Consider the following 14,569-nt stretch of genomic DNA (forward strand, 5'->3'; position numbering starts at 1 on the left):
CCCTTTACTTGTTAAAAGAAGGGATGAAAATGATGCTAGAGCATATAACATTTCGTCAGCTTAAGAATGCATTGGAAGAAACACAGCGCCAACCACGAACACTTTATTCAGAAGCTCATTCCTCTGAGCAATGGAAACGCATAAGAGAAGATGTGAATTACGCAGAATTCTGGCATACATTGCAAGAGAAAGCGACACATTTACTTGAAAACCCCGTACGTGCACCATTATTTTCAGAGTTCACTTTGTTCGGGGATACAGGTGACAGGGCGATCTATCAGAAACAGCAAGATGACTTGTTCGTTGGCATCCCTATGTTTAGCATGCTTGCCCTAACAGAGGAAAAGCAGGAGTGGAAGACCGGATTAGAGAACGCAATTTGGCATATATGTAACCAGTATACCTGGGTTTCACCAGCGCATGTTGGACTTTACCATAATGATTATCCGAATGGGATCTGGGATCAGCCTCTTCCGCCACGAGAAACGGTAGATCTGTATGCAGGAATGACCGCATTTACGTTAGCGGAGACCGTTCATTTGCTGAAAGACAGGTTGCATCCGTGGATCATTCATCGTGTGAACGAAGAAATCGATAAGCGCATATTTCAAGTCTATTTCAATGACCCTACACCGCAAAATTGGGAACTGAAGACGAACAACTGGCCGGCAGTTTGCTCCTCAAGTATCGGAGCAACGGCGATCTATATGATCGAAGATAGTGAGAAGCTGGCAGGTATGCTCTGGCGTGTGATTGGGGTGCTGCGGAATTACTTCTCAGGCTTTGACGAGCAAGGAGCAACACCAGAGGGACCTGCTTATTGGCAATTTGGATTTTCACATTTTGTGTATTTCGCGGAATTGTTGAAAGAGCGAACACAGGGACGCATTGCACTCCTCACAGACGCTAAGGTCGAGGCCATCTCGCAATTTCCGCAATTCTGTATGTTATCGGGGGGGAAGGTTGTCAATTTCTCCGATTCTCCAGAAGAAGTCACTTTGAATCCAGGTCTTATTCAACGATTGCAACAATATGTACCAACGCTGGAGCTTCCGACCGACTACTATCGCATGAAGCCAGTTATAGGGAATTGGCTGGATGTTACAAGGTTGATGCTTTGGTCATTAGACTCAGAACCATTAATTTCTGCTAATGACGGAGAAAGGGTTCAAGAGCAGGTATTTATCGGTAATCAATGGGTGATTTCGAAAATTAAGGATGCTGAAGGTGGGATGACTGCTTTTGCTGCCAAAGGCGGACATAATGAAGAGCCTCACAATCATAATGATCTTGGGCATTTTATTTTACATGTTGATGGTGACAATGTGTTGGCCGATCTAGGGCTTGGGGTATATACCAAACAATATTTCCAACCTAGCTATCGGTACGAGATGATCAATGCGGGTTCTCACGGACATTCCGTACCGATTGTGGATGGCTGCAGACAGGGATTTGGGAAGTCGTATCGTTCTGAAATTCTTCACAGTCAAATTTCAGATGATCAAGTTCATGTCGTTATGGATTTGACGAAAGCCTATGATTGCGTTTCATTGGACATTTTCACTCGAGAATTTATTTGGGATCATTCGGTGCATAAAGCCCCGCAGTTGATCGTCAGGGATCGCGTCATTAGTAATACAAAGCCGGAGTCATTCCAAGAGATTTTCATAAGTTGTATACAACCTAGAGTCATCGGTGCAGGCCGGATACAGATGAATAAGGTGACATTGCTTTACAATTCAGAGCAGTGGGAATTGGACATGGAAGAAATGAAAGTGGATTCTCATTATAAAATAGGAACGCCATTCTACCGAATCGTATTGAATCGTACGAGTATGGAGCGAGAGATGCTTTCTGAGTTTTGTTTTGAAATTGGTGAGAGCGTTTAATAGTCGGCGGTACAGGTAAGCCTGTTTACATGGTTGAACAGGCTGCCTATTTCATATATCGTAATCGGTTGTAACGAAGGGAGGAAACAGTTAGGGATCGTCATCGCTGCTCAGTCTCAAGAAGATTTTGATTGTGTCTCAAACCAATGAACACTCAAAATAATCAAAAAGGAGCATGTGTACATGAATTCAATCCAGAGCAAATGGAAGAATCGGTTAATTAAATGCGTATTAAGTGCCTTATTGATCTCTCCAATGGTCACGGCAGTCCCTATTTCTGAGGTGCATGCGGCAGGAACGACCTATTATGTTGCTACAAATGGAAGCGATTCCAATAATGGGACATCGTTAAGCACGCCATTCCTTACGATTCAGAAGGCTGCACTCGCAGCGCAAGCAGGAGATACCGTCAATATTCGGGGAGGGACGTATCGAGAAACCGTTACGCCAGCTAATTCAGGGACAACAGGAAACAAGATTACCTATCAGAACTATTCAGGGGAAACTGTTATCGTAAGTGGAAATGATGTTGTTTCCGGTTGGACTGTTGATGCTGGGAACATATATAAAGCTCCAATGAATTGGACCCTAGGATCAGGTAACCAAGTGTTCGTGAATGGAGTAATGATGGATGAAGCACGTTGGCCCAACCAAACGGGCACCTTGCTTCAGCCGACCCGTGCGTCTATGCAGTCTGGATCGGATTTAACGCACATCGTCGACACGAATCTTCCTGGGACCACTGGGTTCTGGAATGGAGCAACCCTATGGACGACAAGTGGAAGCGGATGGATTGCCATGACATCAACGATCACAGCTTTTGATGCTACTACGAAGAAACTGACTTTTGGTGCGTTAAAGTCGACAGGAGCGTCGTACGTGCCAGCATCAGGCAACAAATATTATTTGTCTGGGATTAAAGGTGCATTGGATGTGGAGAAGGAGTGGTGGTACGACTCGGCAAACGCCATGCTCTACTTATGGGCACCAGGTGGCGGAAGTCCATCCAGTCAAACTGTCGAAGCGAAAAAAAGAACAACTGCCTTCGACCTATCTGGTAAAGGTTTCGTAGATATTAAAGGCATTCAAACGATTGCCTCGACCATCCAAATGGATGGTTCGACGAATGACTGTTTGCTGCAAGGACTCGTAAGCACATATATTTCACATAATAAGCTCAATACGACTGCGAACGAGCAAACGAATTTAGGCATCATTTTAGACGGAACCAATAATGTGATTAGAGACAGTGAGCTTGCCTATAGCTCAGGCAGTCTTGTTACGGTAAAGGGCACCTCGAACCACGTGATAAACAGCTACATCCATGATGGGGGTTATGTACCTGATTGGGAAGGACTTGTGAATCTGAAAGGGTTAAATAGCTTGATTAGCCACAATACGGTAAGTGATTCAGGCAGGGTTACTATCTACTTCTATGCGGGTATGAGCGCAAATGACATTCAATATAACAACGTCTATAATGCCGGCTGGCTGACCAATGACCTTGGGATGCTTTATGGACCGAATACAGATGGAGGGAATACGGAGATTCATCACAATTGGGTACACGATGCTAAATCAGCCAGTTTAGGCATGGGTATCTACCTAGATAATTACACGAACAATTTCATTATTCATCATAATGTGACTTGGAATAATGCTGGTTTGCAGTTGAATATCCCATCGGAATATAACCTCGTCTACAATAATACCTCATGGACGAATGCAGGGACGGTTCAAGCTTGGGGGAATATTTTTACCACGGATATGTATGGGGACCGAATCTTTAACAACATTGTGAAGGGCTATGATGCTGAAACAACAGCCTATACGACCATAGGAAGCAATCTGACAACGACGCCGGGATTTGTGAATGAAGCAGCTCGTGACTATCAGTTGCTTTCGACTTCAGCAGCCAGAGATGCGGGTATCATCATACCTTGCATTACGGATGGCTATGTAGGCAGTGCCCCGGATATTGGTGCGTATGAGTACGGCGGCACAAATTGGACAGCTGGTCATAATTTTGCGGCTCCGCCTAGTCCGACGTATGCAACTCCAAGTACACCAACCATGAATAGGGTGTCCAACGCAGGATTTGAGCTGGGGAACCTCTCGGGTTGGGTGGCTACGGATGCTGGCAACGCTGTTGCATACAACGAAAATCATTGGGGACTCGCAGCTAATGCAGGACATTCGCGATCTCAATTATATGGCGTTAAGTTTAGCGGTGGCGTAGATGGGGTTGAACAGACGATCTCAGGATTGCAACCAAATACGAGTTATGTTGCTGGAGGCTGGCTGAGAACTCCGGGGGGTGAAACGGCTGCTTTAGGTGTTAAAAACTATGGTGGATCTGATGTATCGACGCCATCCAACAGTGCCACTTGGACCTTTGTGAAGGTCACGTTTACGACAGGGGCAGCGAATACGAGTGCCACAATTTATTTTAAGAAAACATCAGGCTCGGGAGAGGCTTATGCGGATGATGCAGGACTTATCCCGGATTCAACCGTTTACCAATCCATGTACGCATTTGACGGTTTTGAAGGCGGACTGGGCAACTGGGTAGTTGTACCTGGGAAAGGGACGCCAACGACGAGTACAACCGTGAAACATTCTGGGAGTAATAGCTACATAGTCAATGAGGATATGGACGCTATTCAGCAAAATTTTAGCTCTAGCTACAATAAAGTGGTTACGATGTGGTTCTATGACAATGCCAGTGTAACGAACATGCAAGTAGCAGGTTTTGTCGATGACAATGTAACGATTCGGGGAATTGAGGTCAATACCCCGACTTCAACTACAAAATATGCCGTACGGTTAGGCGGTACACATTCTGCAACGACTGTAACCAGAACAACAGGCTGGCATGAGTTCAAGTGGGACTATACGTCTGGTACAAAAGTAGATATGTATATCGATGGTGTATTGGTTTCATCGCCGACGGGTTTAACGAACTTCAAAAGAATATCGATTGGAGATCTATGGTCTGGTAATACGAATACATCGTATTTTGATGATATAAGTATTCAGTAGAACGGTAAGAGTGGACTTGGAGCGGGAACGCTCCAGTCCTGTTTTTAGTTCGAACTGGCAACCGGAAAATTTACATTTATATACATTTGTTATATTTCTGTGGGAATTTCGAGTTTCGTAAGAATACAGTCATCGTTTTGGAGGTAGCGTATGTTTTCAACACAAGAATTAGCATATATCGAACGATTATTTGGGTCTAATCCTATACAACCACATATCGACGCTTTCAAAGAAAACAGCAAAAACAATGAGATCACAGAAACTGGGCTATCTCGTGATCTATATTTGGACTTTGCCGAAGCGCGTGTTCGTCAATTTGTTCCTTATCTAAGTGAATACGGAGGGGTTTTGGAGCCTAACGATGGGAAAGAGCACGAATTTGCCACGGCTGCATTTGTGAAAGCCGGAGCTATTTTAGTAGCAAACGGCCGTTGTAGGGATCTGCAAGATCAGATTATGCTAGCGATGGATTGGGCTAGCCAATGTTTAGGCGAGAATAAAGTCCCAGATGATCATGCCGATTTCACTTCTCATATGCTGGTTAGAGCATATCAGCTTCTTGTGGAAATGGCAGGACGTGAGCGTAGTGACAGATGGCAGAAGCATTTGTCGCAAATTGAGCCTGAGTTAACGTATAGCCAAACGATCCGCAATTTCCCCGACATTCGTACGATCCGTAACTGGGCTACTTATGCGATGCATGGCGAAATGATGCGGTTCAGCGAGGGTTTGACGGAATCGAACGCCTTTATCGAGACATATTTACAACCGCAAATGACGCGGTTCACGCCAGAAGGGTTATACCGTGATCCTAATCTTCCGGCGGTTTATGACATGGCTGCGCGGCAGCAGCTTAGTGGCTTACTAGACGCCGGATATAACGGCGAATGGAAGCTATTTCTTGAATCTCAGCTTCGCAAAGGTGCTCAAACCATGCTATTTATGCAATCTAGCACGGGGGGCACGAGCTGCGGCGGCAGAAGTAATCAGATTATTTGGAATGAGTTGACCTTTGCCAATCTCTGTGAACGGGAAGCTACGCGATATGCGCAAGCGGGTGATCTAGCGTGGGCAGGTACCTTTAAGCGAGCTGCTCGAAAATCACTTGGATCCATTCAACGCTGGATCGAGGATCCCTCCGAGTTCCGATTGTTGAAGAATCGATTCAGGAGCGAGATGCGTAACGGTTGGGAGTTCTATGCGTATTACTCGACCTACAGCTTGTATGCTGCGCAAATTGCGGCTTCTTGCTATGAATGTGCGGTTGAAAACATCCCCGAGAAGCCAACACCTGCGGATATGGGGGGATATGTTGTTCCGATTGAATCCTTTAATCGCATCTATGCCACGACTGGACCACGGCAAGGCGCCTATCATCTCGTGATAGATACAGCTGCGCAAATGGGGCATGATGCAACTGGCTGGGTGAGGCTGCATAAAGCGGAGGTGAAAGAAGAAACCGCGCTCTCCATGGGGATAGCTGGGCTCAGTGGTAATCTTCACATGAATTATTTAGTGGCCAAACAGAACATACCACGCCCGCACACGCCGGCAGCGATTGGTCTGACATGGCGAGATGGGTACGGTACTTGGCACAGATTAGCCAACTATGGCCGAAGAAATCACGAAACCTTTGCATCGTTGAATGAGGACGGGGTGCCGACCAAGGATGAGAAGATGCATTGGCATGCGTCAGTTGATAATAAAGATGAAGCTGGTGATGTGCTATCCTTCCAAATTCGCTATGCATCCACTGGACTTCAACAGCTGAATGATATGGATTTGCGTGACCCAGATCCAAATATGCATCCAGTCCTCTTGCGTGCTATCGCTGATATACTACCAAGGCCAGGCATCGAAGGTGTAGCAACGATCACTGAATCATATCGGGTCGCTAACGAGGGAGTAACAACGTCATGGTTGGTAGAAGCGGCGGAGGCTGCGGAACTAACCGGTGTCGGTGTAACCGTACCGGTGTTAGTGTCCAATGGAACGGATGAATCGGTCATCCGTGTCGAAGGCAATAAGCTGTTCGTCCATTATTCGAATGCGGTATATGCAATCCAACCACATTCAGAATCCGAAGACATTGAACTTGAAGTTCTTCCCTCGCTAATGCCGAATCGCAACGGCAATTATCGCTTAGCACAGTGGATTAGCAAGGATGCAAGTAAACCAATAACCCTTCATTTCGCTATAGAACAAAATTAAGTTCCCACAAACAGCTAGATCGAGAGAAACTAGTTTTTAGCATAGAGGTCAAGCTGAATAGAGCATTCGATTTCTCGTGTAGTTTGTTTTACAGAGACATCGAATGCTCTTTTTTAATTTACGTACATCAAATGAGAGCTTAGTTAGCTCCTGTCCTGTCTCGTTAATAGTGAGAACTGTTCTCAACTATGATTTGGCTGGAAGTATGCTATTCATGCCGCTTGACATACCGGCAGGGGTATTCACAGCGGGTACGGCCCCGTTCTTCTTATATTTATTATTCAAAGTTTTACGGTTAAAAGAGGGGGACGTATAGACCACTTCCATGGGCTGCCCGGCGGCATTGAGGATTATGACCTCGACGTATATGCCCTCTTCTGAGAAGAGTTCGTCCAGTCGAAGGGTCGTCTGAATGCTGTAATGCTCCTGAGCGTATACCGGAATCGTATCTGTCATTGCCAAAATCACCTGGTCGTCATGTGCTATGTTCTTCACGTACAAGCATTGTCCGAGCATGGGGTCATCGGATGGTTCAAGGGAAACCGAGCTGGAAGAGGAGAGCGACGTAGTCTCCCACCCCGTTAACCCCTGATCAAAGCTGCCGTTTACGATCGAGATAGGCATAGCATCAGCTTTGTTCGAGAGAGAGGGACAATCCACGTAAGGAAGTGGGGGAAATCAACTAAAATCTTCTTTTGTCATTCGAGCCAAGGGAACTCAATGCCCTTTCCCAAAAAAAACGGACACTCACCCAAATAATAAGCACATTATGTAATTAGGGTTGATCTAGTTATAATACCTGTATAGCTTTCAGGTTACCTCAAGATACATATAACAAGGGATGGGGGATGCACAATATGAAAAACAGATTGCGGTATCTCGTATCGAAATTCCGTTTACAGCGGCTTCGAAGTCGGTTTCTCGTTGCTATGATTGTTATCTCTTTGCCTCCAATTATGATTGTAGGATATATGTCTTTCGATATTGCCAAGAACACACTGATGGAAACGAATGCGCAAACCTATGAAAATCATTTAGAAACGTCAAGTGAAGTGGCGGATTTATTATTTCGAAGCATTATTAATATGAACCGTTCGATCGTGGTGAACAATGAGGTGCGGGAGGTTTTGTCCAACAGCAACTTGGCTCAGAGCAATGAACCTAAATCTGCGGATGCCACGGAATCCACCAGTGAATGGACCTCCAATAAGCTGCAAAAAGCGATTAATAACAATCAATTTGACACCAAATTTGTAAACTCCATCTGTGTATTTAATTTGGAATTCAAGACATTCTGTGCTGGACGCTCTGATGATGCAGGGGTTTATGAACAGCCAGACAAAATCAAGCTCATCCGGCAAACCGATTGGTATCAAAGTGCTTTACAAGATCAGGGTAAAGTTGTTTTTCTTGGCTATGATGTACTCGATCATTCGAAGAATTCATTTTCCACAGTCAAATTATTTCGCGATGCATCAAGTCCAAACGGACAAACGATGGGTCTATTAGTTGTGAATATATCAACGGATATTTTTACCAATATTTTCAATGAAAACAGCAATGCCGGTGGTTTCATGGCGCTGGATAATACTCCTGAAAGAAGTAAAGTCGTGTTTAATAACGTTCTAACCGACAATGCCGAACTCAAAGAAGGAGACAATGAATCTCTTATTCGCCAATTGGAGCAAAGGGGGTATCTCATTAGCCAATACCAGAACCAAACGACCGATTGGACATTTATTCATCTGATTAAACTGAATGAACTGCTTAAGCAATCGAATCAAATTAGGACAATAACAACACTCATTGCTGTTTCTATGGGGGTTATTGCGCTATTGTATTCCATTTTTATATCCGGCAGTATTACTCGTCCGCTTCTACAGATCAAAAAAATGATGGTAGATTGGACGAAAGGAGCTCGAGAATTCGAAGAGACGTTCGAACAGGACGAGGTAGGGACGATTGGGGAAACCTTTAAACGCGTTGTGTCTGAAAATAAAGAATTAAATGAGCGGCTGATTCATTCCCAGTTAAAGGAGCGAGAGGCGGAGCTTCGGGCGCTGCAGGCGCAAATTAAGCCGCATTTTTTATATAACACGTTAGATTCGATCTATTGGATGGCGACTTTGCAAAAGAATCATGATGTCGCTCAGATGGCGATTTCCTTATCGGAAAGTTTTAAATTGAGCCTGAACAAAGGGAAAGATACCATTTCCGTTTATAAGGAATTAAAGCATATTGAGCATTACATGACGATCCAGAATATTCGCTATCATAATCGCTTTCAATATATGGAAGAAGTAGAGCCTGCCATAATGGGTATGGAGATTATGAAGCTGCTGCTTCAACCTCTTGTTGAAAATGCCATTTATCATGGCTTAGAACCTAAGGTAGGAGAAGGTACGATTCGGCTTACCGGAAAAAGAGATGATGGATATCTTGTTTTTACTGTGGAAGATAACGGAGTAGGAATAGCTGATTTAAATGCGACGGAACAAGGATATGGTTTGAAAAATGTACGTGAACGATTGACCTTGTGCTACGGAACGACCAGTTCATTAACGATTTCGAGTGTAGTCAATCAAGGCACTCAGATCCAGATTCGTTTTCAACTATTCGGTGAAAAGAGGGATACAGATGCTTAAGGCCGCAGTGTTTGATGATGAATATATTGTGCTTCAAGGCCTTCGTGAAATGATAGACTGGTCAAGCTTTGGCATTGAACTCATTGGAACGGCTGACAACGGTCTGTCTGCATTCGAAGTATTTCGCGAGCATAGGCCCAAGCTTATTTTTACTGATATTCGGATGCCAGGAATGGATGGACTCCAGCTGATTGAAGAAATTATGCAGGAAGCACCGGAGACGCTATGTATCGTGTTTAGCGGGTTTAATGAATTTGAATATGTGAAAAGAGCTATCAATCTCGGGGTTGCTGATTATTTAGAGAAGCCAATTACAATTCCAATGATTGAGAAAGCGATTCGCAAGGTGATGGACAAGATCAGCCAGGAGCAAGAAGTGCTGGATCTTAAAACAAAAGTAAACAGTAGTCAACGCGAGCTCTTGGAGAAGGCGACATTCGATTTGCTATTTATCGGCGAAGAAGCGGAATCGAAATGGCGAGAAATTTATGGTGCAGGGGTGGAGCCCCTCGTTGGAGTGACCGTTCTAGCGACGGAGTCAGATCGGCTGCAGATTCCTGAGCATACGGACTGTACGGTGATTCCGCTGCGCCATGGCCAAGAGAGATTACTTGTATGCGTGCATGCCCAGCAGCCAACCCCTGAGTTCTGGGAGCAGCTGCAATTGGAGTCCGAGCAAGCTAACGTCTCTGTTGGGAGCGGTCGGACTTATGCAGAGCTGAAAGATGCCGCACATAGCTTTAAAGAAGCGCTTCGTGCGCTGCGATCCGCTCATTTTCTGGGGGAAAAAGGAATTGTGCGTTTCGAAGATTTAGGTGATTTGATTACGCGTCCTGAGGGCTTAAACGAACGAGAGGAAGCCATAATTCTGAGTTTGCGCTCTGGTAATAAGGCGGGCATGCTTGAGCAGGTTGATCGTTTCATAGCATGGATTCAAACGGAAAAATTGGATAGCGAAGTAGCAGAGCATGAGATGCTTAAGCTGCTTTATTTGGCTCTCGAAGAAGCGAGAAAGTCATCTGGGGACAAAGTCAGTCACATTCCTGAAGATTACCGTCCACATGTGGAATTTCGGGAAATGGCCGCAAGAGGGAAAATGACAGAATGGTTTCGCAGTCAACTTGAAATGATTGTTGGAAGTACGATCGATGCTCGTGAGCATTCAAGACATGCCTCCGTCACACGTGCTCGTAATTATATGGAGCAAAACTATACGCGAGATGTCACGCTGCAGGAGGTAGCCGAGCATGTTGGCATGAATCCCACTTATTTCAGCGTGTTATTTAAGGAGGAAGTGGGCGAGTCATATATTAAATATGTGACACGCATTCGCATGGAGCTTGCTAAGACGCTGCTTAGCCGCGGCTTGAAAGTGAATGATGTGAGTGAGAAAGTTGGGTACCATACGTATAGACACTTCTCTGAAGTATTTAAAAAATACACGGGACATACACCTGGACAATATAAAGAGCAGTTAACCAACCCCTCGGGAATCTAAAAAATACGGACATCAATCAGAAGAATGACGCACTGCCTGGGGTTAGGAAAAGCGATTAAGATTAAAGCACGGGGAAAACGAACTCGCGCCCGATCAATAGGAATCGATTCATCCTAACCAAGATGACTAAGGGGGATTTGAAAATGAGTACAAAGACAACAAAATGGGTTGCCGCAATGTCCACTTCGGTATTATTAGCTAGTGTGGTAGCAGGCTGTGGAACGACATCCACATCATCCGAAGATACGAAAGGGAATGCAACAGATACGGGTACCAAAAAAACAGATGAGAAGGTAACCATCTCACTTCTAATCGATAATACACAGGATTCAGTCAATGTTGCAAAAGGGATTGTCGCGGCATTTGAAAAAAAGTATCCGAACATTCATGTTGAACAAGAGACACGCCCGGGTGGCGGAGAAGGCGATAATATCGTCAAAACCCGTCTAGCTACTGGAGATATGACTGACGTGTTTTTCTATAACAGCGGTTCACTTATGCAAGCGCTTAATCCAGAACAAAATCTACTTGACCTGACAAACGAACCTTTTCAAGCGAATGTGATTGATTCCTTTAAACCAACTGTCTCTTCGAAAGGTAAAGTCTATGCGGGCCCGATTGGCTCCACGATGGCCGGCGGTTGGTTCTACAACAAAAAGATTTATGCTGACCTCGGTCTCTCCGTGCCGAAAACATGGGCAGAATTGATGGCTAACAGTGAGAAAATTAAAGCAGCCGGGATCACTCCTGTCATCGGTTCATACAAAGATGATTGGACATCACAACTGGTCGTGTTAGCGGATTATTACAATGTGCAAGCTGCCAATCCGAAGTTTGCGGATGATTATACAGCGAATAAAGCGAAATATGCGACGGATCCAGCGGCACTAAAAAGTTTCGAAAAGCTGGAGGAAATAGCGAAAAAAGGGTACATGAACAAAGATTTCTTAGCAACGACATATGATGCGGGCTTGAAGATGCTTGCGGAGGGTAAAGGTGCTCAATATCCGATGTTATCCTTTGCAACACCAGCGCTTGCGCAGAATTTCCCGGACAAAATGAAGGATATCGGCTTCTTTGCACAGCCGGGGGATAGTGCAGCTACGAATGGTTTGACGGTGTGGATGCCAAGCGGTGCTTATATTTATAAAGCAACTAAACATGCGGAGCAAGCGAAAAAATTCGTTGATTTCATCGCTTCCATGGATGGTGTTGCTGCTCAATCGGCTGCTTCCACGCCATCAGGTCCTTATGCGATTAAAGGTTCAAAGCTGCCAGATAACGTTGCACAAGCAGTTAAAGATATGACGCCATATTTTGACGGTAACAAAACAGCACCAGCTTTGGAATTCGTTTCCCCAATTAAAGGATCCAGCTTGCCGCAAATTACAACGGAAGTCGGCGCAGCTATCAAAACGGGTAAACAAGGCGCAGAGGTTTATGATAAAGATGTTGAAAAACAAGCCAAGCAATTAGGTCTGCAAGGCTGGTAATAATTAAAGAATAATCAGAAGGGAGTCGGCGATGCGAAATTCATGCAGGACCGGCTCTTTTCTTAAACTTAGGGGTGATCTCGGTGGCCAAGGTATTCAAACGTACGTACTCATATGCTTTTCTTATTCCTGCAGCCATTATTTACGTATTGATTTTCATCTTTCCGACTATTATGTCTTTTTTCTTTAGTTTAACAAGATGGAATTTAACAAGCTGGACGTTTATCGGTTTGGATAACTTTACAATGTTTTTCCAAGAAGCTTCGCTGCTGATCGGATTTAAAAATACCCTTATTTATGCGGTAGTAACTTGTGTGTTAAAAGTTGTTTTGGGCTTGTTGCTAGGCGTATTTCTAACTTCAAAAATAAGAGCCAAGGGCTATCTGCGGTCTGTCATATTTTTCCCAACTTTGCTAAGTACCATTGCAGTCGGAATCACATTCAGCATGATGATGCATCCAACACAAGGCTTAATCAATACAGCTTTAGAGGCAATCGGCATTGTTGGTCCAGACTGGTTAGGCGATACACGCATTGCGCTGTTGTCTGTTGCGCTTGTGGATGTTTGGAAAGGCGTGGGCTTCGCTACGGTTATTTATATCGCAGGAATTCTCTCTATTCCTCAAGAGTATTATGAAGCTCTAGAAATGGATGGTGGAGGCGCATTCCATAAGTTCTGGAATATTATTCTACCTTTAAGCCGACCGGCAACGAATTCTGTCATCATTCTCTCCTTTATCGGTGGCCTGCGCTCCTTCGACCTCGTTTGGGCGATGACCAAAGGGGGGCCAGGATTTACGACTGACCTTATCGCGTCCATTATTTATAAGCAGTATCAAGGCGGTTATTATGGTCTGGCTACAGCAGGAAACGTGATCTTATTTATTGTGGTAACGGCGCTTGCCCTTCCGCTGTATTCCTACTTGAACAGAAAAGAGGCGGAACTATGAGCAGAAAAATAAAAGGCTTAGGGATAGAAGTCATTGCCATTCTTCTGACCATTGTTATCTTTTGGATTCCTTTCTATTTTGTCGTAGTCAATGCACTGAAGGACAAGAAAGAATCTTCTTTATTAAACTTAGCTTGGCCTTCCACGATTCATCTTTGGGATAATCTGAAGGAAGTGATTACCGCCCGGGATTACATGCTATTGCGGGCATTTTACAACAGTACTTTGCTGACCGTCATATCCATTACCGTGTTGATTCTGGTGTGTGCGATGGCAGGCTTTGTGATGCAGCGTAGAAGTGATCGCGCAACGCCATGGCTCAACTTCCTTGTCCTGTCAGGATTAATTATACCGCCAGCTATCGTACCGACGATCTGGGTTTTAAATGGTATTGGTTTGTTCAAAACGCTGCCAGGTCTCGTTCTAGTTGAGGTGGCACTCGGATTTCCTTTCGGAGTCTTGTTATACAAAGGGTTTATGTCAGGCATTCCGCGTGAAGTAGATGAAGCAGCTGTGATGGATGGAAGCAGCGGATTTGGACTGTTCTACAGAATCATTCTGCCTCTTCTACAGCCCGTAACGGCAACGATTATTGTCACGTCATCTGTCGGGATTTTCAACGACTTTACAAACCCTCTGTATTTCTTTCCGGGAGCCAAGAATGCGACTGTACAACTTACTTTGTATAACTTTCAAAGTCAATTTGTCACGCAATGGAACTTGCTATTTATGAATATTTTACTGATCACGCTACCGCCTCTCGTCTTATTCATTTTCTTTAACAAAAAAATTGTAGCAGGTATGACAGCAGGCTCAGTTAAAGGCTAATCAAGGGACTGTTA

Annotated in this window: 9 protein-coding genes; 8 read left to right on the forward strand and 1 reads right to left on the reverse strand. The window is 44.6% G+C overall.

The window, feature by feature from the left end; genetic code table 11:
- Positions 1-29: 29 nt before the first annotated feature.
- The 3 genes from ASL11_RS21455 (at position 30) to ASL11_RS21465 (ending at position 7,142) form a co-directional block, all read left to right on the forward strand.
- Positions 30-1,889: a heparinase II/III family protein gene (locus ASL11_RS21455; RefSeq protein ID WP_056619416.1), complete on the forward strand. Its 1,860-nt coding sequence runs from the start codon at positions 30-32 to the stop codon at positions 1,887-1,889.
- Between the two features lie 183 nt (positions 1,890-2,072).
- Entirely contained in the window at positions 2,073-4,931 is a 2,859-nt protein-coding gene (locus tag ASL11_RS21460; RefSeq protein ID WP_056619418.1) for a carbohydrate binding domain-containing protein, read from the forward strand.
- A 150-nt stretch (positions 4,932-5,081) separates the two neighbouring features.
- On the forward strand, positions 5,082-7,142 hold the full coding sequence (locus ASL11_RS21465) for a hypothetical protein (protein ID WP_056619421.1): 2,061 nt from the start codon (positions 5,082-5,084) through the stop codon (positions 7,140-7,142).
- Positions 7,143-7,328: 186 nt separating this feature from the next.
- On the opposite strand, the gene ASL11_RS36625 is transcribed toward ASL11_RS21465, so the two are convergent.
- Positions 7,329-7,766 carry a hypothetical protein gene (locus ASL11_RS36625; protein ID WP_157257006.1) on the reverse strand — a complete coding sequence of 146 codons (438 nt, stop codon included), beginning with the start codon at positions 7,764-7,766 and terminating at the stop codon, positions 7,329-7,331.
- Between the two features lie 233 nt (positions 7,767-7,999).
- Between ASL11_RS36625 and ASL11_RS21475 the strand changes: the two genes are divergently transcribed.
- From ASL11_RS21475 to ASL11_RS21495, 5 genes are all read left to right on the forward strand, one after another.
- The gene (locus ASL11_RS21475) at positions 8,000-9,787 is read left to right on the forward strand and encodes a cache domain-containing sensor histidine kinase (RefSeq protein ID WP_056619426.1); all 1,788 of its coding nucleotides are present in this window, start codon (positions 8,000-8,002) and stop codon (positions 9,785-9,787) included.
- On the forward strand, positions 9,780-11,285 hold the full coding sequence (locus tag ASL11_RS21480; RefSeq protein WP_056619432.1) for a response regulator transcription factor: 1,506 nt from the start codon (positions 9,780-9,782) through the stop codon (positions 11,283-11,285). Before ASL11_RS21475 ends, ASL11_RS21480 begins: the two co-directional genes overlap by 8 nt.
- Before the next feature lie 143 nt (positions 11,286-11,428).
- Entirely contained in the window at positions 11,429-12,778 is a 1,350-nt protein-coding gene (locus ASL11_RS21485) for an ABC transporter substrate-binding protein (protein ID WP_056619435.1), read from the forward strand.
- Positions 12,779-12,861: 83 nt separating this feature from the next.
- The gene (locus ASL11_RS21490) at positions 12,862-13,728 is read left to right on the forward strand and encodes a carbohydrate ABC transporter permease (protein ID WP_056619438.1); all 867 of its coding nucleotides are present in this window, start codon (positions 12,862-12,864) and stop codon (positions 13,726-13,728) included.
- A complete protein-coding gene (locus tag ASL11_RS21495) occupies positions 13,725-14,555 on the forward strand; it encodes a carbohydrate ABC transporter permease (RefSeq protein ID WP_056619441.1) in 831 nt (276 codons plus the stop codon). The genes ASL11_RS21490 and ASL11_RS21495 overlap by 4 nt, the downstream gene beginning before the upstream one ends.
- Positions 14,556-14,569: the final 14 nt, after the last annotated feature.

The organism is Paenibacillus sp. Soil750, from assembly GCF_001428045.1.
GTDB lineage: Bacteria > Bacillota > Bacilli > Paenibacillales > NBRC-103111 > Paenibacillus_E > Paenibacillus_E allorhizoplanae.

Bases quoted from the DNA above. Each gene is read 5' to 3' on its own strand.
- ASL11_RS21485 (WP_056619435.1), top strand. From the start codon at position 11,429: ATGAGTACAAAGACAACAAAATGGGTTGCCGCAATGTCCACTTCGGTA.
- ASL11_RS21465 (WP_056619421.1), top strand. From the start codon at position 5,082: ATGTTTTCAACACAAGAATTAGCATATATCGAACGATTATTTGGGTCT.
- ASL11_RS21460 (WP_056619418.1), top strand. From the start codon at position 2,073: ATGAATTCAATCCAGAGCAAATGGAAGAATCGGTTAATTAAATGCGTA.
- ASL11_RS21455 (WP_056619416.1), top strand. From the start codon at position 30: ATGATGCTAGAGCATATAACATTTCGTCAGCTTAAGAATGCATTGGAA.
- ASL11_RS21475 (WP_056619426.1), top strand. From the start codon at position 8,000: ATGAAAAACAGATTGCGGTATCTCGTATCGAAATTCCGTTTACAGCGG.
- ASL11_RS36625 (WP_157257006.1), bottom strand. From the start codon at position 7,766: ATGCCTATCTCGATCGTAAACGGCAGCTTTGATCAGGGGTTAACGGGG.
- ASL11_RS21495 (WP_056619441.1), top strand. From the start codon at position 13,725: ATGAGCAGAAAAATAAAAGGCTTAGGGATAGAAGTCATTGCCATTCTT.
- ASL11_RS21480 (WP_056619432.1), top strand. From the start codon at position 9,780: ATGCTTAAGGCCGCAGTGTTTGATGATGAATATATTGTGCTTCAAGGC.